Raw genomic sequence first — 18,629 nt, 5'->3', positions numbered from 1 at the left:
TCAGACCCGATCAAACAAGCGTTTCAATTCCCAATCGGTGATCCGTCGGTCGTACTCCGACTGCTCCCATCGGGCGGTATGAATATAGTGTTCCAGCACGTCTTCTCCGAAGGCTTCGCGCAACATCTTTGAGCGGTTGAGCAGATCGATAGCCTCGCGAAGGGTTTTGGGAATCTCGCGTAATCGCTTGCCGTGGTAAGCGTCGCCGAAGTAGGCGGGCTCCAGTTCCAGGCCCTGCTCGATCCCGGCCATGCCCGCTGCCAGCAGCGCAGCGTAAGCAAGGTAGGGGTTGAGGTCCGCGCCGCCAACCCGGCATTCGATGCGGATGCCCTTGGTTTTCTCACCCACAAGCCGGAACCCTGCAGTGCGGTTATCCAGTGACCAGATCGCGCGCGTGGGAGCAAAAGTACCGATCTGGAAACGCTTGTAGCTGTTTATATAGGGCGCCAGGAACCACGTCATTTCCCGGGCATAGGTCAACTGACCCGCCACGAAAGACTTCATGGTGTCCGACATACCGTATTCGGCCTGCTTGTCGAGGAACAGCGGCGTCTTGCCCTTGGCGTCCCAAAGCGACTGATGGATGTGGCAGGATGACCCGGCCAAATCGTAGTCCCACTTGGCCATGAAGGTGACAGCATGTCCGTGGTTGTGGGCAATCTCCTTCATGCCGTTCTTCATGATGGTGTGGCGGTCGGCCATGGTCAGCGCGTCGGCATACTTGACGTTAAGCTCTTCCTGACCGGGGCCCCATTCGCCCTTGGAGTTCTCGATCGGAATACCGGCGGCTTGCAGATTGGTGCGCATAGCGCGCAGGACTGTTTCCTCGCGGGTCGTCTGCAAGATGTGATAGTCGGCGATGTAGTTGCCGGCGGTTTTGGGGTCTCTGTAACCCTTTTCATGAATGGCCTCGAAGGGTTCGGCGAACAGATAAAACTCCAACTCGGAAGCCATCATCGCGGACATGTTCTTGGCTGCAAGGCGATCGATCTGCTTCTTGAGGATGGCGCGCGGGCTGTGCGGCACCGGTTCATGAGAGTGGTGGTCGATCAGATCACAGAGCACGAGCGCCGTGCCGGGAAGCCAAGGCGTGACGCAAAGCGTTGAAAGGTCCGGCTTCATAACAAAATCGCCGTAGCCCTTTTTCCAGTTCGCGGCCTTGTATCCCGGGACCGGCTCGTTCTCGATATCGCAGGCCAGCAGATAGTCGCAGCCGTGGGTTTCCTCGTAAGCGCCTTCGACAAAGAACTCGGCCTGAAAGCGTTTGCCTGCCAAGCGACCCTGGAGATCGGGAAAGCAGACGAGAATGGTATCGATCTGGCCATCAGCCACGAGTTTCTTGAGTTGGTCGAGCGTCACTTTGCCGGTCATGATTTTCCTCGTTTGAAGCAATCCCTGGTGGGCGGGTTTCCCTTATTTTGGCCTGCAAACGCTAATGGTGGCCGCAAAGAAAGAAAAGGCACTTGTCATCAAGCTGTGCTGCGAACCACGGTCCGCGTGGCTTTTCACGCACGCGATTCGTGGGAACTCTCGGTTCAACTGAGAAATTGCAACAAACCGAGCCGTTATCGCCCCGTTAGACAACTCAGCCGGAAATTTTCGCCGCTAGAAGATCCAACCGATCCTGTCCCCAAAAGACCTCGCCATCGACAACATAGCTCGGTGAACCGAAAACACCGGCGGCCAGCGCTTCCTCGGTATTCGCATCATACTGTGCGGCGCTTTCCGGGCTTTGACCGGCCTGCAGCAGCCCCTGGCCATCAAAACCATTCACGCCTGCGATTTCGACAACGGTGGTCTCGTCGGCAAGATCACGCTCCTCGGCCCAGCAGGCGCGCAGAAAAGCCTGCGCCAACTTGCCGGCGTCCTGACCCTTTGCGGCAGCGGCGATGACCATCAGGGCGGCCTTGCTTTCGTCGGTGGGGAAGTATTTGGGATGCAACGTCAAGGGCATGCCGAGGTGCGCCGACCAACGCTTCAACTCAACAAGCCGATAGGCTTGGCGCTCCGGCGGCCGTTTAGCCAGAGGCAAGCCACCTGTTTTTGGGAAGATGACGGATAGCTTGACGGGTTTGACCCGGATTTCAGCGCCATGCTCTCGGGCTATTTCCATTAATCTGTCACCACCTAAGTAGGTCCAGGGAGAAATGAGGGAGAAGTAGTAATCGATGGCGCGGGCCATATTGCCTCCGGGTCTGGTTGGACAGAGCAAGCGAGTTATCGCAGGATCGTCCTAGTTTGGCGAATCGATAGAGAATTGGAGCAGCTATGGTAATTCCGAAAAAGATCGGTGTCATCGGCGTGGGGCACATGTCCGGTACGATGATTGAGGGATGGGCGCGATTGGGCGACGACATGCCCCGGTTTTACCTGTCGCCGCGCGGTGCGGAGGCGGCCGCAGCGCTTGCCGAGCGCTATGGATGCGAGGTTCTGAAGAGCAATGCAGAGGTTGTCGAAGCCAGTGAAGCGGTGATCCTTGCGGTGCGACCCTGGCAGGCGGAAGAAGCCCTCAAGGGCTTACCATGGCGAAGGGATCAGTTGGCGCTTTCCGTGATGGCCAGCGTCAAGACGGAAGTTCTAAAACCTCTTGTTGCGCCCGCGACAGTTGCGCGCTGTATCCCGGTTACGGCTTGTGTCTATGGAGAGAGCGCAACGACGCTCTATCCCGACGAACCCCGAGCGAAGGCTTTGCTGGCAGCATTGGGGCCGCCGACGGTGCTGGAGGATGAATCCGCTTTTGACCGCCTTTCGGTTCATGGCTGCACATACGGATGGGCGCTGGCATTGATCGATGAGGTGCGACGCTGGACGGAAGAATCGGGTATACCGCCGGAAACGGCGCGACAGCACGTGGCACAGGTGTTCCGGGCCGCTGCGACTATGGCGCGCGAGAGTAGTGCGCCGGTCGCTCATTTGGTGGATGAACTGGCGAGCCCACGTTCCTTCACCCGCATGGGTCTGGAGGTACTGCGCCGCGAAAACGCCTTTGCACCCTGGCAGAATGCCCTGGACACCATAAGAAAGCAGTACGACGGCTAATCGGCCTCAGCCACCGCCGCGCAGTTCACGGCGCATGATCTTGCCGGTGGCGGTCATTGGCAGATTGTCGCGAAACTCAACTTCACGAGGATACTCGTAGGCGGCCAGCCTGCCTTTGACCCACTCCTGGATTTCCTGGGCAAGGGTCTCACTGGGCGTGTAGCCCTGCTTGAGAACCAGGAAGGCTTTCACCCGCTCGGTGCGCAATTCGTCGGGAACGCCGACCGCGGCGGCCATCTGGACGGCAGGATGGCGCAGCAGGCAATCCTCGATTTCCCCGGGGCCGATACGGTATCCGGCGGAGGTGATGACATCGTCCTCGCGGCCAACGAAATGGAAATACCCGTCCGAATCTCGGACACCTCTGTCGCCGGTAAGCAACCACTCGCCTGCGAATTTTGCGGCAGTCGCCTCGGGATTGTTCCAGTACCGCAGGAACATGACGGGGTCGGGGGCACCCACAGCGATATTGCCTTCCGTTCCGTCAGATTGCGGGTTTCCCCGATCATCGACGATGGCAACCCGGTGCCCTGGTACCGCACGTCCCATGGACCCCGGACGGACGGGCATGATCCCGGCATTGTTGGACAGCACGAGATTGCACTCGGTCTGGCCATAGAACTCATTGATGGTCAGGCCGAAGGTATCACGACCCCAGTCCAGCAAACCCTGGCCGAGCGTCTCGCCGCCGCTGCCTATGGACCGCAGGTCGTGTCCGAAGCGTTCACGCGCCCTATCGACCTGCCGAAGCATCTTCAGGGCCGTGGGCGGCAGGAAGGCGTTGCGAACCTTTGCTTCGGCCATCAAGGCGAAAGCCGCTTCCGGATCGAACTTCTGGAAGCGGTGTGCCAGGACGGGAACGCCATGATGCAGGCTGGGAAGGAGTACGTCATAAAGCCCGCCGATCCAGGCCCAGTCGGCCGGCGTCCAGAATAGGTCTCCAGGCTTGGGGAAAAGCTCTTGAGGCATCTCGACTCCGGGTAGATGACCTAAAAGGACCCGATGACCGTGCAGGGCACCTTTTGGCGAACCGGTGGTTCCGGAGGTATAGATGATAACCGCCGGATCATCGGGGCCGGTCTGGACGGGAGTGAAGGAAGCGCTGCCCTTTTCAATCAAAGCGCCGTAATCGAGAACGCCATTCTCTTCGGGGCCGGAGACACTGATGATATTCCTGAGGCTGGGCAGCTTGTCGCGGAGCGCATTCACTTTAGCCGCACCGTCCGCATCGGTAATCAAGACCGTGGCGCCGCTGTCGGCCAGGCGGTATTCCAGCGCCTCCGGCCCGAAAAGCACGAAAAGCGGTACGGCGATGGCGCCTAGCTTGTAGATCGCGAGGTGGGCAATTGCGGTTTCCGGGCGCTGCGGCAACAGAACAGCGGCACGGTCACCGGGCGCGACTCCAGCGGCCTTTAGGGCATTTGCCAGACGATTTGACCGGTCTTTCAGCAAGTCAAAGCTATAAGGCTCGAGCTTGCCATCGCTGGTTTTGTGCAGGATCGCCAGGCGACCGGAGCCATCGGCCCACTTGTCGCAGCAATCCTGACCGATGTTATAGGCCTTGGGAATCCGCCAGTTGAAGGTTCCGTATAGGTCTTCGTAGTTGTCCGCTGCTGGAAGCATTGCCGGTCCTCTTTTCTCAACCCATTCTGCCATGGTGGAGCGGCAAAACCAGGGGGAAGCCGCTTGCTTGATTGTCGCACTGAGATAAAGTTCGGATTGAACAGCGGTATTTTGTCGATGGGCCTGTGAGACCGGCGACTCGTTGCTACATGATAAGATCGCCGAATCGCGATAGTGTCTTGTTGGGAATCGCGTTGTCCGGATCGTTTCGTCTTGCCGCCGGCGGGGTGGCCGGCGGGGTGGCCGGCGGGGCCGTGGTCGAAGCGTTCTTGGCTTGATAGGGGGGAACTTAATGGATCAAGAGGCGCAGGTGCAGCCAGGCGCTCAAGCGAGAAGTGGCGCGAAATCGCTGATTGTCGTGCTGGGCAACGAGAAAGGCGGGTCGGGTAAATCCACGACCGCGATGCATCTGGCTGTCGCATTATTGCGTCAGGGGAAGCGCGTTGGGACCATCGACCTCGACGCACGGCAGGGAACGTTCTCGCGGCTGATCGAAAACCGGGAGTCCTTTTCGGCTGAATCGGGCTTGAAGCTGCCGATGCCAAAGCACTTACGAATCTTTCGATCTCAGGCGTCCGCGCGCGCGGAAACAGAGGCCGAGGAGCGGCAGTTGTTTGACGAAGCCCTGGCCACACTGGCGGATTGTGATGTGGTCGTGATCGATACGCCCGGGAGCGATAGTTACCTTTCTCGCCTTGGCCACGTTAGAGCTGACATTCTGATCACACCGTTGAATGACTCCTTTCTTGATCTTGATCTGTTGGCACGCATTGATCCCAAGGGACGCCGAATTCTGGGGCCCAGCGTTTATAGTCAGATGGTTTGGGAACAGCGTCAGGAACGCGCAAAACAAGGGCGCCGTCCCTTGGATTGGGTGGTGATGCGTAACCGTCTAGCCCACCTGGATGCACACAACAAACGCGCCGTGGGGAATCTTTTAGGCGAGCTATCCAGGCGGATCGGCTTCCGGTTGGCGCCGGGGTTCGGCGAACGAGTTATTTTCCGTGAGCTTTTTCCCAAGGGTTTGACGCTTCTCGACCTGCGAGAAAAGGGGGCAGGCGTCAACTTAACGATGAGTCACGTTGCGGCGCGTCAGGAAGTCCGTGCGCTGCTTGAGGCCGTTGGCTTCGAAGAGGCCACCCAAGACGAGGAAAATGGGTCTGAAGAGACCCAGGGCGCGTTGCCGCAGGGCGGTCCCGGCCGAGAGCAGGGGACTGGAACCTACTGACAGACTACACTACCTCTTAAAGAAACCCCTGGGGCTTGTCCCGGTGGGGTCTATCCAAGTGTAAGGCGGGGCCCTTTGAGCCAGGATCGAAAACTTCCCAGTGAGACCGCCAGCAAAACGGAAGTGGCGGATTTTCTAAGTAAGGTCTCAAGTTTGGCTGTATCACAGCCGGATCAGGGAAATCGCGGGCGCTTGATCTTCGCATTGGACGCGACCGCCAGCCGTCAGCCGACCTGGGATCGGGCAATGGACCTGCAGGCAGAGATGTTCAACCAGACAGCATCGCTCGGTGGTCTGGAGGTGCAGCTGGCCTACTATCGGGGGTTCGGCGAGTTCCGTGTCAGTAAATGGCACCCGGACGGGCACGGTTTGCTACGGGCAATGACCGGTGTTTCCTGCTTTGCCGGACGAACGCAAATACGGAAGGTTCTCAAGCATGCTCTCAAGGAGACTCGGAAGCAGAAAGTCGGAGCGCTGGTCTTCGTCGGCGATAGCATGGAAGAGGACTTGGATACCCTCGGCGAATTAGCGGGCAAACTCGGCTTGGTGGGCATACCTTGCTTTATTTTCCATGAGGGCGGCGACGTGAGCGTACGGCAGGCATTTGAACAGATCGCTAGACTGTCAGGCGGTGCTTGCTGCAGCTTCGATGCCTCAAGCGCCAGGCAATTGCGTGATCTGCTTTCAGCAGTCGCCGTGTATGCCGCCGGTGGGCGCAGGGCCCTGCAGGATTTTTCCAAGCGGCAGGGCGGCGTTGTGCGGCTCCTGACCCATCAAATGCGATGACCGGACGAGGCGTATAATGGTTCCCTATTTGCTTCTGGCCCTTTGTCTTGTCGTTGGCTTCTATCTGGTGGGCCGTTGGTTTGTGCAGGCTGACCCCAAGGCAGTTCTAAAGGCCCTGGGCTGGACATTCGGCACTATCGGTGTTCTTGCCGTGCTGGTGATTGTCGCCTTCAAGAAATTCAATCTGCTGATCTATACCTTACCCTTCCTGCTGCCCTTGATGGTGCGTCTTCCCCGATTGATCCGTCGTTTGAAGACGTTGCGCGGCGCGGCGCCAGGCGGCTCTTCCAGCGTCTCGACCCGGTTCTTACGGATGGAACTGGACCATAGTACCGGGCGGCTCGATGGCGAGGTTCGAGAAGGCCCATTCGAGGGGCAGAAGTTATCAGGCTTGACCGAGGAGCAGTTATTGGAACTTTGGCGCCTGTGCCATGTGCACGACGAAGAATCCGCGGCCGTTTTGGAAGCTTATCTGGATCGTACGCGCGGCGATGCGTGGCGAGATGCGCTGGACGAAGCCGAGGCCGACGAAAGCGCTAGGCGCAGGGAACGGGCTGGGGCCAGCGGCTCTCAGGCCGGGAGCGCGCAGACCGGTGCCATGACCCGCGAGGAGGCGCTTGCGGTGCTGGGGTTAGAGCCGGACGCGAAAGACGAAGATATCCGAAAGGCCCACCGTCGTTTGATGCAGCAACTCCATCCGGATCACGGTGGTTCAAACTATTTGGCGGCCAAGGTCAATGCCGCTAAGCAACAGCTTTTAGGGTCATAATCCAGTAATCACGTGTCTGCTTAACGCTTGTTTGTAGGGCTCGGCTGTGGCAGAAAACGCTGTAAGTGTTTGGATTTTAATGGATTCTGGACATAAAAATGCAACATAAGGTGCGTAAAGCTATTTTTCCGGTCGGGGGCCTGGGCACGCGTTTTCTGCCTGCAACCAAGGCAATGCCCAAGGAAATGTTGCCGATTGTCGACAAGCCCTTGATCCAGTATGCGGTCGAGGAGGCCAGAGCGGCTGGGATAGAAGAATTCATTTTCGTCACGGGTCGGGGTAAGGCGGCCATCGAAGATCACTTCGATTTTTCCTACGAACTGGAGAAAACCCTGGCGGAGCGCGGCAAACAGGAAGTGTTGGCTGCCGTGAGTGAAATCCCTCTGGATCCGGGCCAGATTGCCTATGTTCGTCAGCAGGTGCCTAAAGGGTTGGGGCATGCGGTCTGGTGTGCGCGTAATTTGGTCGGCGATGAGCCCTTCGCGGTGTTGCTGGCCGACGATTTGGTTAAGGCGGCAACGCCGTGTCTGGCGCAGATGATGGACGTTTGGGAAGGGCTTGGGGGTAATCTGGTTGCCGCTATGGAAATACCCGCCGCGGATACTTCCCGCTACGGCATACTCGATGTGGCTTGGGACGATGGAAAGATTGTCCGTGCCAAGGGTCTTGTGGAAAAACCCTCGCCGGAACAAGCGCCGTCGCGGCTATCGATTATTGGCCGCTACATTCTCGATCCTTCGGTGATGGTCGAACTTGGGCGTCAGGACCTTGGCGCTGGGGGGGAGATACAACTAACCGATGCCATGGCCAGAACGCTTGATCGGATTCCTTTTCATGGATTGCGTTTTGAGGGCCGACGGTTCGATTGTGGCAGTAAAGTCGGATTCGTTGAGGCAACCGTTGCCTTTGCGATGGAACACCCTGAAACGGCTGAAGCTATGCCCGATCTGTTGAGCGCGTTGTTGCATCGGTCACGCTGAGTCGATGATGAGATTGGAATAGGGGGCAGGGGCCATGCAGATCGCGATGATCGGAACCGGCTACGTAGGCCTGGTATCAGGCGCCTGCTTTTCGGAGTTTGGAACGACCGTGGTTTGCGCCGATAAGGACGCATCCAAGATTGAACGCCTTCAGGCGGGTGAAGTTCCGATTTACGAACCCGGTCTGGAAGACCTTGTTACCAAGAACGCGGCGGCTGGCCGTTTGCGCTTTACGACCGATGTTGCCAGCGCGGTGGCTGAGGCCGATGTTGTCTTTATCTCTGTCGGCACGCCCAGCCGGCGCGGCGATGGTCACGCAGACCTGAGCTTTGTGTTCGCGGCGGCCCGGGAGGTGGCCGCAGCCATGCAGGGCTTTACCGTCGTCGTCACTAAATCCACGGTGCCGGTGGGTACCGGTAGGGAGCTTGAAGCGGTCTTGCGCGAAAGCGCCCCGCAAGCGGATTTTGCAGTTGTTTCGAACCCCGAGTTTCTGCGTGAAGGGTCGGCTATCAATGACTTCATGCGGCCGGATCGGGTCGTAATCGGCACCAGCGATCCGCGCGCGCAGGACATCATGCGGCGCTTGTATCGGCCACTCTACCTGATCGAGAAGCCGATTCTATTCACCACCCGGGAAACGGCTGAATTGACGAAGTACGCCGCAAATGCCTTCCTGGCCATGAAGATATCCTTCATCAACGAGATGGCCGATCTTTGCGAGCAGGTGGGAGCAAATGTGCAGGACGTGGCACAAGGCATTGGCTTGGACGGGCGCATCGGCCGCAAGTTTCTCCATGCCGGCCCCGGATACGGCGGGTCTTGTTTTCCCAAGGATACGATAGCGCTGGTGAAAACCGCCCAGGATGCTGGGTCGCCGCTGCGTCTCATTGAAACCGTGGTCGCCGTCAATGATGATCGTAAGAAGGGTCTGTCCGGGCGCATCGTTGGACACTGCGGTGGTTCGGTCGAAGGCAAGACCATTGCCGTTCTGGGGTTAACCTTCAAACCGAACACGGACGATATGCGTGAGGCCCCCAGTTTGAACATCATCTCGGACCTGACGGCTGCTGGTGCGACGGTCAGAGCCTACGACCCCGAGGGCATGCCTGAGGCAAGGAAACTGCTGCCCCAAGCGGTGTTTTGCAACGATGCTTATGATGCCGTTACCGGTTGCGATGCCGTGGTGATCGTGACCGAGTGGAACGAGTTTCGGAACCTCGACTTGAAACGCCTAAAGTCACGCATGGCTTCGGCGATCATGATCGACTTCCGGAACATATACGATGGCGTGACCGCCAGTGCCGCCGGATTTACATACAGCTCAATCGGTCGTCCTAGGCCCTAAAGACGAGGAGAAAATCCCAAATGGCCGCTGGGTATCATTTCGACCCAAGTATTCTTAGGGAATACGACATTCGTGGCAAGGTGGGGGAAACCTTGAGCGACGCGGACGCCTACGCGCTTGGCCGCGCCTATGGTAGCTACGCTGTCCGTCAGGGTGCTAAAAGCATAGCCGTCGGCTTCGATGGCCGTTTGTCATCGCCAGACTTGGCTGATGCCTTGAGCCGCGGGCTACAGGACTGCGGACTTGAGGCCCTGCGCATCGAGATGGGGCCGACGCCCATGCTCTATTTTGCCGCCTACACGCTGGTGGTGGATGGCGGCATCATGGTCACTGGCTCTCACAATCCGCCGGCGTACAATGGCTTCAAGATGGTGCTGCGGAAGAAGTCGGTGTTTGGTGCGGAGATTCAGCGCCTGGGTGAAATCGCAGCCAGGGGAGATTTCGTCGACGGTATAGGTAGCGAATCCCATCATTCGGTGATGGATGCCTATATTGAGCGTCTGAGTGCTGATTTCGCCGGTCCAGACGACCTAACCGTCGTCTGGGATGCCGGTAACGGCGCTGCGGGCGAGGTGATGCGGCGCCTGACGGAGCGGCTGCCGGGTCGCCACGTTCTATTGTTTGCTGAGATCGACGGGACCTTTCCAAACCACCACCCCGATCCGACGGTGCCCGGCAATTTGGTTCAGCTCCAAGAAGCGGTGAAACGCGAAGGCGCTGATCTAGGTGTTGCTTTTGACGGCGATGGTGACCGTCTAGGTGCTGTCGACGCCTCCGGTGGGATTCTCTTCGGCGATCAAATTATGTTGCTGCTGGCGCGTGAGGTGCTTCGAGACAACCCCGGCGCGCACATTATCGCAGATGTGAAATCCAGCAATGTTTTGTTTGACGGCATTGCCGCTGCTGGCGGCAAGCCGGTTATGTGGAAAACCGGTCATTCGCTGATCAAATCGAAGATGTTGGAGTTGGGCTCGCCGTTTGCGGGCGAGATGAGCGCGCATCTCTTCTTCAATGATCGCTACTACGGTTTCGACGACGGGCTTTACGCAGCCGTGCGATTGCTCACCGCGCTGAAGCGCTTGGACACGACTTTGAAGGCATTCCGGGATTCTCTGCCACATCTTCACAATACGCCGGAAGTGCGACTGCCCTGCAGCGAAGCCCGCAAGTTCGAGGTCGTCAATGAGGTTGCAGATCGCCTTTCGGCAAGAAATGCCGATGTGGTTGCCATTGACGGGGTGCGTGTCAATCGTGAGGAAGGTTGGTGGCTCTTACGCGCATCCAACACCCAGGATGTATTGGTTGCGCGCTGCGAGTCGGACAGTGCCGAAGGCTTGGCGCGATTGAAAGCCGAGGTGTTATCCGAACTGCGCCTGAGCGGCCTGCACCCAGATCCCTTTTGATATCTGGGCGTTCGAAAACCTGCTGAGGAAATGATTACTGCTGAACTGCGGCCAGGTCGAGCGGGTCGGCCTTCACCACGATGCAGACCCGGCTGGTTAGCTTCAATGCGGAACAAGCAGCCTCGGCTTCTTCGACCTGCATGCCCAGCAACCGGGCGCGGTACAATACGCTCTTGCCGGATTCAACCCGCGTGATACGCAGTTCGCGGCCAAGCAAGTGCGCGGGGGCGCTGTCGGTGGCCGTACGAGCGGCCTCTTGCGCTTTGATAGGGTCAGTAAATGCGCCGACCTGAATGCCAAAACTGTTGATCGGACCCTCGTCGTAATCGCCTTCACCGTGAATATCGTCTTGCGCCAGACTTGGCCGAAGGGCCGGGAGCACTACCATGCCGTTGACCTCAACAGCAGGAGCGGCAGCAGCGGCTTGTATATCCGGGCTTGGCGATTGTGCCGAAGCAAGAAGCGGCTTTTCGGGCGGCGGCGCACTTGGCAGATCGTTTCGGGCGACCTGGACACGGCTGAATCCGCGATCCAGCAGCGTGATCATGTGTGCATTTCGGGACCGAGATGTCTTGCCGCCGAAAACCACCGCGACGATTCTTTGTCCGCCACGAACCGCCGAAGCAGCCAAATTGAATCCGCTGGCACGAATGTAGCCGGTTTTCAGTCCATCCACGCCGGGATAGTCGTCCAGAAGCTTGTTGTGGTTTTTGTAGGTCCGGCCGTTGTAGGTGAAGGACTTGATCCGAAAATAGTCATAGTAGGTCGGGTACTGCCGAATAAGGACCGTCGACAAAGTCGCCATATCCCGGGCCGTACTGAGCTGACGCGTGTCCGGCAATCCCGAAGCGTTTCGGAACGTCGTGCGGGACATACCCAGATCGCGCGCCTTCTTAGTCATGGCGACGGCGAAACTGGATTCACTTCCGCTTATGGCCTCGGCTACGACCACGGCCACATCGTTGGCCGATTTCGTGACTAGGGCGCGAATTGCATCGTCGACCGCAATGGTGCTGCCAGGCTTCAAGCCAAGCTTGGAGGGCGGCATTCCTGCCGCGCGTCGAGAAACCTTCAAGCGGCTGTCCTTAGTGAACTTGCCGCCTTCGATAGCATCGAACAACATCAGCAAGGTCATCATCTTGGTCATGGAGGCGGGATAGGCTTGGCGGTCGGCTCCCGATTCATGCAGTACCCGACCGGTCGCCGTTTCAACCACTATGGAGGCGTAGCGCCTGGCTTCGGCGGTTTGGGGGAAAACGAACGTTCCGACAACGAGAAAGCAGAGAGCACAAAACAAGAGGCGCAAAGCCGCCTTTTGTTTTTCTCTCGGCGCCACCGAGTTATGACTTAATGGCCAAAGCAAAGGTTTCCCCCAAAGACTCGGCTCTAACTATCTTGATTCGTCTACGATTCTAATGATCGACAGAATCGCTGTCCAGTTTTTTCTACCAGAAGGCCCATTTAGCGACCTTCTAATGGTATTTTGAAACTTAACCCTTAAGGAAAGCTGAATATATCAAGGTTTTTCAAGCCTTTCGGCATTTATGGTGCACTGCACAAAAACTGCTTGACTTTCATCCTATACATTCATATTTTCTCGTCATGCTGCACCGCACAAAAGTGTGCTGCAAAAGCGAACAGACAACAGAACTGATTTCTTCTCGGAAAGGAGAAACCAAATGACTTCCACTTCTAAGAAGACCACTGCGGCCCAGGCCGACGTGATGAAGCCGGTCGAAGACGCGGTCGCCGCCGGCAAGGAGACCATCGAGCAGTTCGTAAAGGTTGGCACCGAGACCGCCACCAAGAATTACGAGCAGGCTATTGCCATGACCAAGGAACAGGTCGAGAAGGCCTCGGCCAATCTGTTCCGTAACTATGGCGAGCTGAACGAACTGAACAAGGACAACGTTGAAGCTGTCGTCGCTTTCAACACCAAGCTCGTGAAGGCCTACGAGGAGATCGGCAAGGAAATCGCTTCCTTCACGCAGACCTCCTTCGAGTCTCAGGTTGAGGCCACCAAGGCGATCTTCTCCGTGAAGAGCCTGCGTGACTTCGTTGACCTGCAGAGCAATCTGGCGCGTGTCCAGTTCGACCAGGTCATGGCCGAAGGCGCCAAGATCACCGAAATGTCGGTGAAGGTTGCCAACGAAGCTTACGAGCCCCTTCAGGCCCGTATGAATGTGACCGTCGAGAAGATGCTGAAGCCTGTCGCCGCCTAAGGCTGACAGCGGGCAATCCGGCGGCCCTCCCGGCAATAATCGCCGACCGGATTTCCCACAGGATCATCTCCGGAACAGGCCCGGCTCTTTCGAGAGCCGGGCTTTTTCTTTGCCCATGCCTTTGAAATGCCATGATTGGGGTCTTCACCGACCCGGCATTCATCCAATATCATTGGGGAACGGAATGAACGTGCAAAGTTACAGGTTGGGTGCCGAAGCGACTATGAGTGAGAAGGACGCAAACAAGAACGACGACGACAAAGGTCGCGGTGGGACCGGTGTCGTATTGCAGACTCGCAGTAAGACGAAGAAGCCGTCGCTCTACAAAGTTTTGATGCTGAATGACGACTACACGCCGATGGAGTTTGTCGTTCACGTCCTGGAACACTACTTTGGTAAGAGCCGGGACGAGGCGACGCAGATCATGCTCCACGTTCATCAACGCGGCGTGGGTCTATGTGGCGTCTATACATTTGAAGTTGCTGAGACCAAGGTGACACAGGTGATCGACTACGCGCGCCGAAATCAGCATCCTCTCCAGTGTACGCTGGAGAAGGAGTGACAGGATAAGGAGTTTATAAAGCGTCATGCTTTCAGCCAATCTCGAACGAACGCTGCACCGCGCCATGGCCTATGCCAGTGAGCGGCAGCACGAGTACGCGACGCTTGAACACTTGCTGTTGGCCATGACCGACGACAGTGACTCCATTGCGGTACTCCGTGCCTGCGGTGTCGACCTGCAACGTCTCCACGATGAACTGACCCGTTACATCGATGAGGAGCACGGTAAGCTTATCGCTCCGGAATCGACCGACCCCAAGCCGACGGCGGGGTTTCACAGGGTGCTTCAGCGTGCGGCCATTCATGTCCAATCGTCGGGCCGCGAAGAAGTGACTGGCGCCAATGTCTTGGTGGCCATGTTCTCCGAGCGGGAAAGCCACGCGGTTTTCTTTCTGCAAGAACAGGACATGACGCGGCTGGATGCAGTGAACTATATCAGCCACGGCATCGCCAAGGTTCCGCAGCAGGATCAGCCGCGCACGCCGACCGGTGCGGACGAGGAGGCCGAGACCGAACAGACCGTGCGGCAGGGCCGTGAGTCCTTGGATGCCTATTGCGTGAATCTGAACGAAAAAGCGCAGGCCGGTAAAATCGATCCGCTGATTGGTCGAGAAGCCGAGATTGAACGCACGATTCAGGTTTTGTGCCGCCGCACGAAGAACAACCCCCTCTATGTCGGCGAGCCTGGCGTTGGCAAGACGGCTATCGCCGAGGGCTTGGCCAAGCGCATTGTCGAGGGCGAGGTTCCCGAGGTTCTGGCTGATGCGACGATTTTTTCGCTGGATATGGGCGCCCTGTTGGCCGGAACCCGCTATCGGGGCGATTTCGAAGAACGCTTGAAAGCGGTCCTTTCGGAACTGGAGGCAATCGAAGGCGCAGTGCTTTTCATTGACGAGATTCACACGGTCATTGGCGCCGGCGCAACGTCCGGCGGCGCCATGGATGCATCGAACCTGCTAAAGCCCGCTTTGCAGAGCGGCCTGCTGCGTTGCATCGGATCGACCACCTACAAGGAATACCGCAATCATTTCGAGAAAGACCGGGCGCTCGTTCGCCGTTTCCAAAAAATCGATGTGATCGAGCCTAGTGTCGAGGACGCGGTGAAAATCATGCAGGGTCTCAAGCCCTATTATGAGGCCCATCATGGTGTCCGTTACACCGCCGACGCCATTCGCACCGCCGTTGAGTTGTCGGCGCGATACATCGGTGATCGAAAGCTTCCCGACAAGGCCATTGACGTGATCGACGAGGTGGGGGCATCACAGCGTCTGCTGCCGCCCTCGAAGCGGCGCAAGGTCATCGGCGTCAAGGAAGTGGAGGCGGTGGTAGCAAAGATTGCCCGCATCCCACCCAAAAGCGTCAGCAAGGACGATAAGACAGCCCTGAAGAACCTGGAGCGCGATCTGCGCACGATGGTCTTTGGCCAGGATACGGCGATCACGGCGTTGTCTTCGGCCATCAAGTTAGCCAGGGCAGGGCTGCGCGATGCGGAAAAGCCCATCGGTTCCTACCTTTTCTCGGGTCCCACCGGCGTCGGCAAGACCGAAGCGGCGCGTCAACTCGCACTGTCGCTGGGTATCGAGCTCACGCGCTTCGATATGTCGGAATATATGGAGCGGCATTCGATCTCGCGACTGATCGGTGCGCCGCCGGGATATGTCGGATTCGATCAAGGCGGTCTACTGACCGATGCGGTCGATCAACACCCGCATTGTGTCTTGTTGCTGGATGAGATCGAGAAGGCGCACCCGGATCTCTTCAACATCCTGCTTCAGGTGATGGACTACGGAAAGCTGACGGACCATAACGGCAAGAATGTCGACTTCCGGAACGTGATCCTGATCATGACAACCAATGCCGGTGCATCGGACATGACCCGCAAGGCCATCGGCTTCAACCGCGATACCCGAGAGGGCGAGGATGAGGAAGCAATCAAACGTCTCTTCACGCCTGAGTTCCGTAATCGCCTGGATGCGGTGATTGCCTTCGCGGCGCTTTCAGAAGAGGTCGTCGAGCAAGTGGTCGACAAGTTCGTGCTGCAGCTGGAAGCCCAGCTCGAAGATCGACAGGTAATGATCACGCTCAGTGATGCGGCGCGTAAGTGGCTCGCCAAGCGGGGATATGACCCGTTGAATGGCGCACGACCCCTGGCGCGCATCATCCAGGAGTACATTAAAAAGCCGCTGGCCGAGGAACTGCTCTTTGGCAAGTTGGTGAAGGGCGGCGTCGTCGAGGTTGATATCAAGGACGACAAACCGGCCTTCAAGCTGGAAGAAGAAGGCCCCGGGGGTAAGGGTAGCAAGAAGAAGCGCGAGCCTGCGCAGGTCCCCTGAAAAACCTGCGGGTTGGGAAATCTACGGCCTGATCGTTCCGGTTAGCGCTTTACTGACGCGCGTTCTCGGCTTTCGATAAATGGCCGATCGACAGCTGGACGACATAATCAGCCAAGGTTGCTATCCCCAGCTTGTTCAGATGGCAACAGGCGTCCCGGTAAACCGTTCTTTTCTCGGATTGAAACAACGTGGTTGCGTCGCCGAAAGGCACGCCTGCCGCGGTGATATCCGTTTGCCTTTTGATTAAGGCCGGATACCCGACCGTGGCATAGGGGGCATAGATCGCTGCGGCGGACCGGAAACGCTCCCGCTCCTTCCGGCTCCAGGGTTTGCTGCCTTCGACATACTGATTGGGTTGCAGGATATGCACATAATCGATGTCAAAACTGCGTGCAAGACGGTGCATGGTTATCGAAGACCTGGCCCAAAGATCTGCCGAATAATCGTATAGCTGGGTATCCGTTTCGAAAGCGATGGGTGGCCCCTTGGCCTCCAAAGAGTACCCGGATGCGATCTTGAAAGACGTCTCGAACAGCTCTTGAATGCGCTCTTCGTCTTCCAGAATCTGGTTGCGCAGGAAGTAGCCAGCTATAGCGGACCATCCGATGACAGGCTCTTTTGCTATTGTGATCCACTTCGCCTGTTCTTGCCGCAGGTAGGTGATCTCTCCGTCGAGCAGCCGGCGGTCAAGACTGACCTCGCCGACAACATTGGACCATTGCCGGGGAAAGGCCGGATGCTGACCGCTGCGCTGGTAGTTAAGGGCGGGCAACACGATCTCATTGAAGCCGTCTAGATTGATGACGAGGTCAAACCGTCCACCTAATGCCAAAAAATAACTGAGGACCTGCAGTTGTTGGGGTTGCTTGTACCCGCCGGTCGCGGCGTTGAAGACCTTCACCTTTCGGTTGGTGTGCCCGGCGGTCTTCAAAGCCGCTCGGAACCGCGTTTCGAGATTTCCGAAACGACCGATTTGTTGCGCCACAGACCCCCCCGTCAAAAGGATGGAGAAGACTGCCGGCTCTGCTACAAGAGGGTCCGACTTACTAGTAAATCCATGTGATTGTTCATTGTTTTCAATTTTTGGCGCGACGTAACCGAAGTAGGGATGAAGTAGATAGTTCTTCATCCACTTCGGGCGTTCATTCTGGTTTAGCAGCATCGTCGCACTTGGAATGTCCGCAAGATCCTCGGCAGCATATGATTTGCCGACGGTCAGATAGAAATAACCTCGAAACGCAGCTTCCAACGCGACAAGGTCGAGAAGAATCAAGAGACTCCAGAAAATCAATTTCTTCATAATATGTTTTTCTGAAAATTCTCAGCTTCAGGGACGCTAGCCCTTTGCGGCGCTAGGGTAAAGTGCCGCCCAGCGGACGAGGCGGGTGGGTCGATTTATCTAAGCTGGGTATCAGATATGAAAAGTTGGATTTTATAACGTTATCAAGGGCGCAGTGGCGAGCACGGCGAAGAAGACAGATCGGTGGGAGTGTAAAACCGGCTTTTGATGATGCTTTTGTGAATAAGCGAGATGGTTCGCCTATTTTGGTCAGGTGCTGATTTCCCAACATTCTGCGACAAAAATATTTTTGCAACTTAAAAGAGCAATTACTTTAATAAAAACACCTTGGAATGATTGTTTGAAACGGCCGACTTGTCAGCGTTGTTTTTGCCGTGGAGCAGACAAGACTGCAGAAAGTGACCAGCGTGAAGAAAGCATCATTGTTTTTGAAGTGTGCATTTGTTGTGTTCTTTGTTTCTTTGGCCCCAGGCGAATTATTGGGTGGAACTTACGATGGGGACGCCCGAATTTCCCCGGGAGAGCTGTCACTCTTGTGTCAATATGATAAAAGAATGCAGGCTATTTCTAACGAAGCAGACGCAAGATTTGGTAGCTGGCCTTCCGAAACACTCAAGAGAGGGCAGAAAATTCCGATTGAGGGAGAAGTAATTTTACTTCCTAGGATACTGGGAGCGAATAACTCGTATATAAATGAATATTATAATGATAATTATATAATTGATAGTAGTATAAAGAGAATTCAAGATGGATACATACGCATTATTGATATAATTATTTATAATGATCATCTAAATTATTATTTCGTTTTTCACGAAAGTATGGGCGTCCATGGTTTCGTTCGATCTGATGCACTTGTTTGGTACAATAGCAATAGAGAGCGGATGTCAGACCATGTTGCGCAGCGATCAAAATGGGCGGACATTAGGATTCTAAGCTTAAGGAAGGAGATGTTTGAAGACGGCGGAATGGATTACTTCGAACTGCTTGAGAAGGCGCTAGTACAAGGCGTGTATCATGAGTGTGAAAGGTGGCAATGA

The 18,629-nt window shown here is 56.7% G+C and carries 16 protein-coding genes; 11 read left to right on the top strand and 5 right to left on the bottom strand.

The window, feature by feature from the left end; genetic code table 11:
* Complete coding sequence (locus ABIE63_RS00375; protein ID WP_354501679.1) at nucleotides 1-1,371, bottom strand: glutamine synthetase family protein; 1,371 nt, start codon at nucleotides 1,369-1,371, stop codon at nucleotides 1-3.
* 214 nt (nucleotides 1,372-1,585) lie between these two features.
* Nucleotides 1,586-2,182 (bottom strand): 2-hydroxychromene-2-carboxylate isomerase, encoded by a 597-nt coding sequence (locus ABIE63_RS00370; RefSeq protein WP_183415264.1) that lies wholly within the window; start codon nucleotides 2,180-2,182, stop codon nucleotides 1,586-1,588.
* 86 nt (nucleotides 2,183-2,268) lie between these two features.
* On the opposite strand from ABIE63_RS00370, the gene ABIE63_RS00365 reads away from it, so the two are divergent.
* Nucleotides 2,269-3,039 carry an NAD(P)-binding domain-containing protein gene (locus ABIE63_RS00365; RefSeq protein WP_354501676.1) on the top strand — a complete coding sequence of 257 codons (771 nt, stop codon included), beginning with the start codon at nucleotides 2,269-2,271 and terminating at the stop codon, nucleotides 3,037-3,039.
* A 6-nt stretch (nucleotides 3,040-3,045) separates the two neighbouring features.
* Here the strand turns inward: ABIE63_RS00365 and ABIE63_RS00360 are convergent, their stop codons facing one another.
* Entirely contained in the window at nucleotides 3,046-4,662 is a 1,617-nt protein-coding gene (locus ABIE63_RS00360; RefSeq protein ID WP_354501673.1) for an acyl-CoA synthetase, read from the bottom strand.
* Between the two features lie 292 nt (nucleotides 4,663-4,954).
* Here ABIE63_RS00360 and ABIE63_RS00355 point away from each other — a divergent pair, with 292 nt between their 5' ends.
* The 6 genes from ABIE63_RS00355 (at nucleotide 4,955) to pgmG (ending at nucleotide 11,173) form a co-directional block, all read left to right on the top strand.
* Nucleotides 4,955-5,890 (top strand): division plane positioning ATPase MipZ, encoded by a 936-nt coding sequence (locus ABIE63_RS00355; protein WP_354501670.1) that lies wholly within the window; start codon nucleotides 4,955-4,957, stop codon nucleotides 5,888-5,890.
* Nucleotides 5,891-5,965: 75 nt separating this feature from the next.
* Nucleotides 5,966-6,676: a VWA domain-containing protein gene (locus tag ABIE63_RS00350; protein WP_354501667.1), complete on the top strand. Its 711-nt coding sequence runs from the start codon at nucleotides 5,966-5,968 to the stop codon at nucleotides 6,674-6,676.
* A gap of 16 nt (nucleotides 6,677-6,692) precedes the next feature.
* The gene (locus ABIE63_RS00345) at nucleotides 6,693-7,445 is read left to right on the top strand and encodes a DnaJ domain-containing protein (RefSeq protein ID WP_354501665.1); all 753 of its coding nucleotides are present in this window, start codon (nucleotides 6,693-6,695) and stop codon (nucleotides 7,443-7,445) included.
* A 98-nt stretch (nucleotides 7,446-7,543) separates the two neighbouring features.
* The gene (galU, locus tag ABIE63_RS00340) at nucleotides 7,544-8,425 is read left to right on the top strand and encodes a UTP--glucose-1-phosphate uridylyltransferase GalU (protein ID WP_354501662.1); all 882 of its coding nucleotides are present in this window, start codon (nucleotides 7,544-7,546) and stop codon (nucleotides 8,423-8,425) included.
* Between the two features lie 34 nt (nucleotides 8,426-8,459).
* On the top strand, nucleotides 8,460-9,770 hold the full coding sequence (locus ABIE63_RS00335) for a UDP-glucose/GDP-mannose dehydrogenase family protein (protein ID WP_183415257.1): 1,311 nt from the start codon (nucleotides 8,460-8,462) through the stop codon (nucleotides 9,768-9,770).
* Nucleotides 9,771-9,790: 20 nt separating this feature from the next.
* Nucleotides 9,791-11,173 (top strand): phosphoglucomutase/phosphomannomutase PgmG, encoded by a 1,383-nt coding sequence (gene pgmG / locus ABIE63_RS00330; RefSeq protein WP_354501659.1) that lies wholly within the window; start codon nucleotides 9,791-9,793, stop codon nucleotides 11,171-11,173.
* Between the two features lie 34 nt (nucleotides 11,174-11,207).
* Here pgmG and ABIE63_RS00325 read toward each other — a convergent pair whose 3' ends face one another.
* Nucleotides 11,208-12,470: a D-alanyl-D-alanine carboxypeptidase family protein gene (locus tag ABIE63_RS00325; protein ID WP_354502868.1), complete on the bottom strand. Its 1,263-nt coding sequence runs from the start codon at nucleotides 12,468-12,470 to the stop codon at nucleotides 11,208-11,210.
* A 382-nt stretch (nucleotides 12,471-12,852) separates the two neighbouring features.
* Between ABIE63_RS00325 and ABIE63_RS00320 the strand changes: the two genes are divergently transcribed.
* From ABIE63_RS00320 to clpA, 3 genes are all read left to right on the top strand, one after another.
* Nucleotides 12,853-13,395, top strand: a complete 543-nt coding sequence (locus tag ABIE63_RS00320; RefSeq protein ID WP_183415255.1) for a phasin family protein — start codon at nucleotides 12,853-12,855, stop codon at nucleotides 13,393-13,395.
* A gap of 223 nt (nucleotides 13,396-13,618) precedes the next feature.
* On the top strand, nucleotides 13,619-13,957 hold the full coding sequence (clpS, locus tag ABIE63_RS00315; protein ID WP_183415686.1) for an ATP-dependent Clp protease adapter ClpS: 339 nt from the start codon (nucleotides 13,619-13,621) through the stop codon (nucleotides 13,955-13,957).
* Between the two features lie 25 nt (nucleotides 13,958-13,982).
* Nucleotides 13,983-16,289: an ATP-dependent Clp protease ATP-binding subunit ClpA gene (gene clpA, locus ABIE63_RS00310; protein ID WP_183415254.1), complete on the top strand. Its 2,307-nt coding sequence runs from the start codon at nucleotides 13,983-13,985 to the stop codon at nucleotides 16,287-16,289.
* 49 nt (nucleotides 16,290-16,338) lie between these two features.
* On the opposite strand, the gene ABIE63_RS00305 is transcribed toward clpA, so the two are convergent.
* Nucleotides 16,339-17,589: a hypothetical protein gene (locus ABIE63_RS00305; protein ID WP_354501655.1), complete on the bottom strand. Its 1,251-nt coding sequence runs from the start codon at nucleotides 17,587-17,589 to the stop codon at nucleotides 16,339-16,341.
* A 398-nt stretch (nucleotides 17,590-17,987) separates the two neighbouring features.
* Between ABIE63_RS00305 and ABIE63_RS00300 the strand changes: the two genes are divergently transcribed.
* On the top strand, nucleotides 17,988-18,629 hold the full coding sequence (locus tag ABIE63_RS00300) for a hypothetical protein (RefSeq protein ID WP_354501652.1): 642 nt from the start codon (nucleotides 17,988-17,990) through the stop codon (nucleotides 18,627-18,629).

Origin of the sequence: Limibacillus sp. MBR-115 (assembly GCF_040549425.1) — a bacterium.
GTDB classification, from domain to species: Bacteria; Pseudomonadota; Alphaproteobacteria; order Kiloniellales; family CECT-8803; genus Limibacillus; species Limibacillus halophilus.
The sequence above is the reverse complement of the archived record's forward strand: the minus strand, read 5'-3'. Positions and strand labels throughout refer to the sequence as shown.

Excerpts from the sequence above, each read along its gene's own strand:
- ABIE63_RS00375 (WP_354501679.1), bottom strand. The coding sequence starts at position 1,371 with ATGACCGGCAAAGTGACGCTCGACCAACTCAAGAAACTCGTGGCTGAT.
- ABIE63_RS00370 (WP_183415264.1), bottom strand. The coding sequence starts at position 2,182 with ATGGCCCGCGCCATCGATTACTACTTCTCCCTCATTTCTCCCTGGACC.
- ABIE63_RS00365 (WP_354501676.1), top strand. The coding sequence starts at position 2,269 with ATGGTAATTCCGAAAAAGATCGGTGTCATCGGCGTGGGGCACATGTCC.
- ABIE63_RS00360 (WP_354501673.1), bottom strand. The coding sequence starts at position 4,662 with ATGCTTCCAGCAGCGGACAACTACGAAGACCTATACGGAACCTTCAAC.
- ABIE63_RS00355 (WP_354501670.1), top strand. The coding sequence starts at position 4,955 with ATGGATCAAGAGGCGCAGGTGCAGCCAGGCGCTCAAGCGAGAAGTGGC.
- ABIE63_RS00345 (WP_354501665.1), top strand. The coding sequence starts at position 6,693 with ATGGTTCCCTATTTGCTTCTGGCCCTTTGTCTTGTCGTTGGCTTCTAT.
- galU (WP_354501662.1), top strand. The coding sequence starts at position 7,544 with ATGCAACATAAGGTGCGTAAAGCTATTTTTCCGGTCGGGGGCCTGGGC.
- ABIE63_RS00335 (WP_183415257.1), top strand. The coding sequence starts at position 8,460 with ATGCAGATCGCGATGATCGGAACCGGCTACGTAGGCCTGGTATCAGGC.
- pgmG (WP_354501659.1), top strand. The coding sequence starts at position 9,791 with ATGGCCGCTGGGTATCATTTCGACCCAAGTATTCTTAGGGAATACGAC.
- ABIE63_RS00320 (WP_183415255.1), top strand. The coding sequence starts at position 12,853 with ATGACTTCCACTTCTAAGAAGACCACTGCGGCCCAGGCCGACGTGATG.
- clpS (WP_183415686.1), top strand. The coding sequence starts at position 13,619 with ATGAGTGAGAAGGACGCAAACAAGAACGACGACGACAAAGGTCGCGGT.
- clpA (WP_183415254.1), top strand. The coding sequence starts at position 13,983 with ATGCTTTCAGCCAATCTCGAACGAACGCTGCACCGCGCCATGGCCTAT.
- ABIE63_RS00305 (WP_354501655.1), bottom strand. The coding sequence starts at position 17,589 with ATGAAGAAATTGATTTTCTGGAGTCTCTTGATTCTTCTCGACCTTGTC.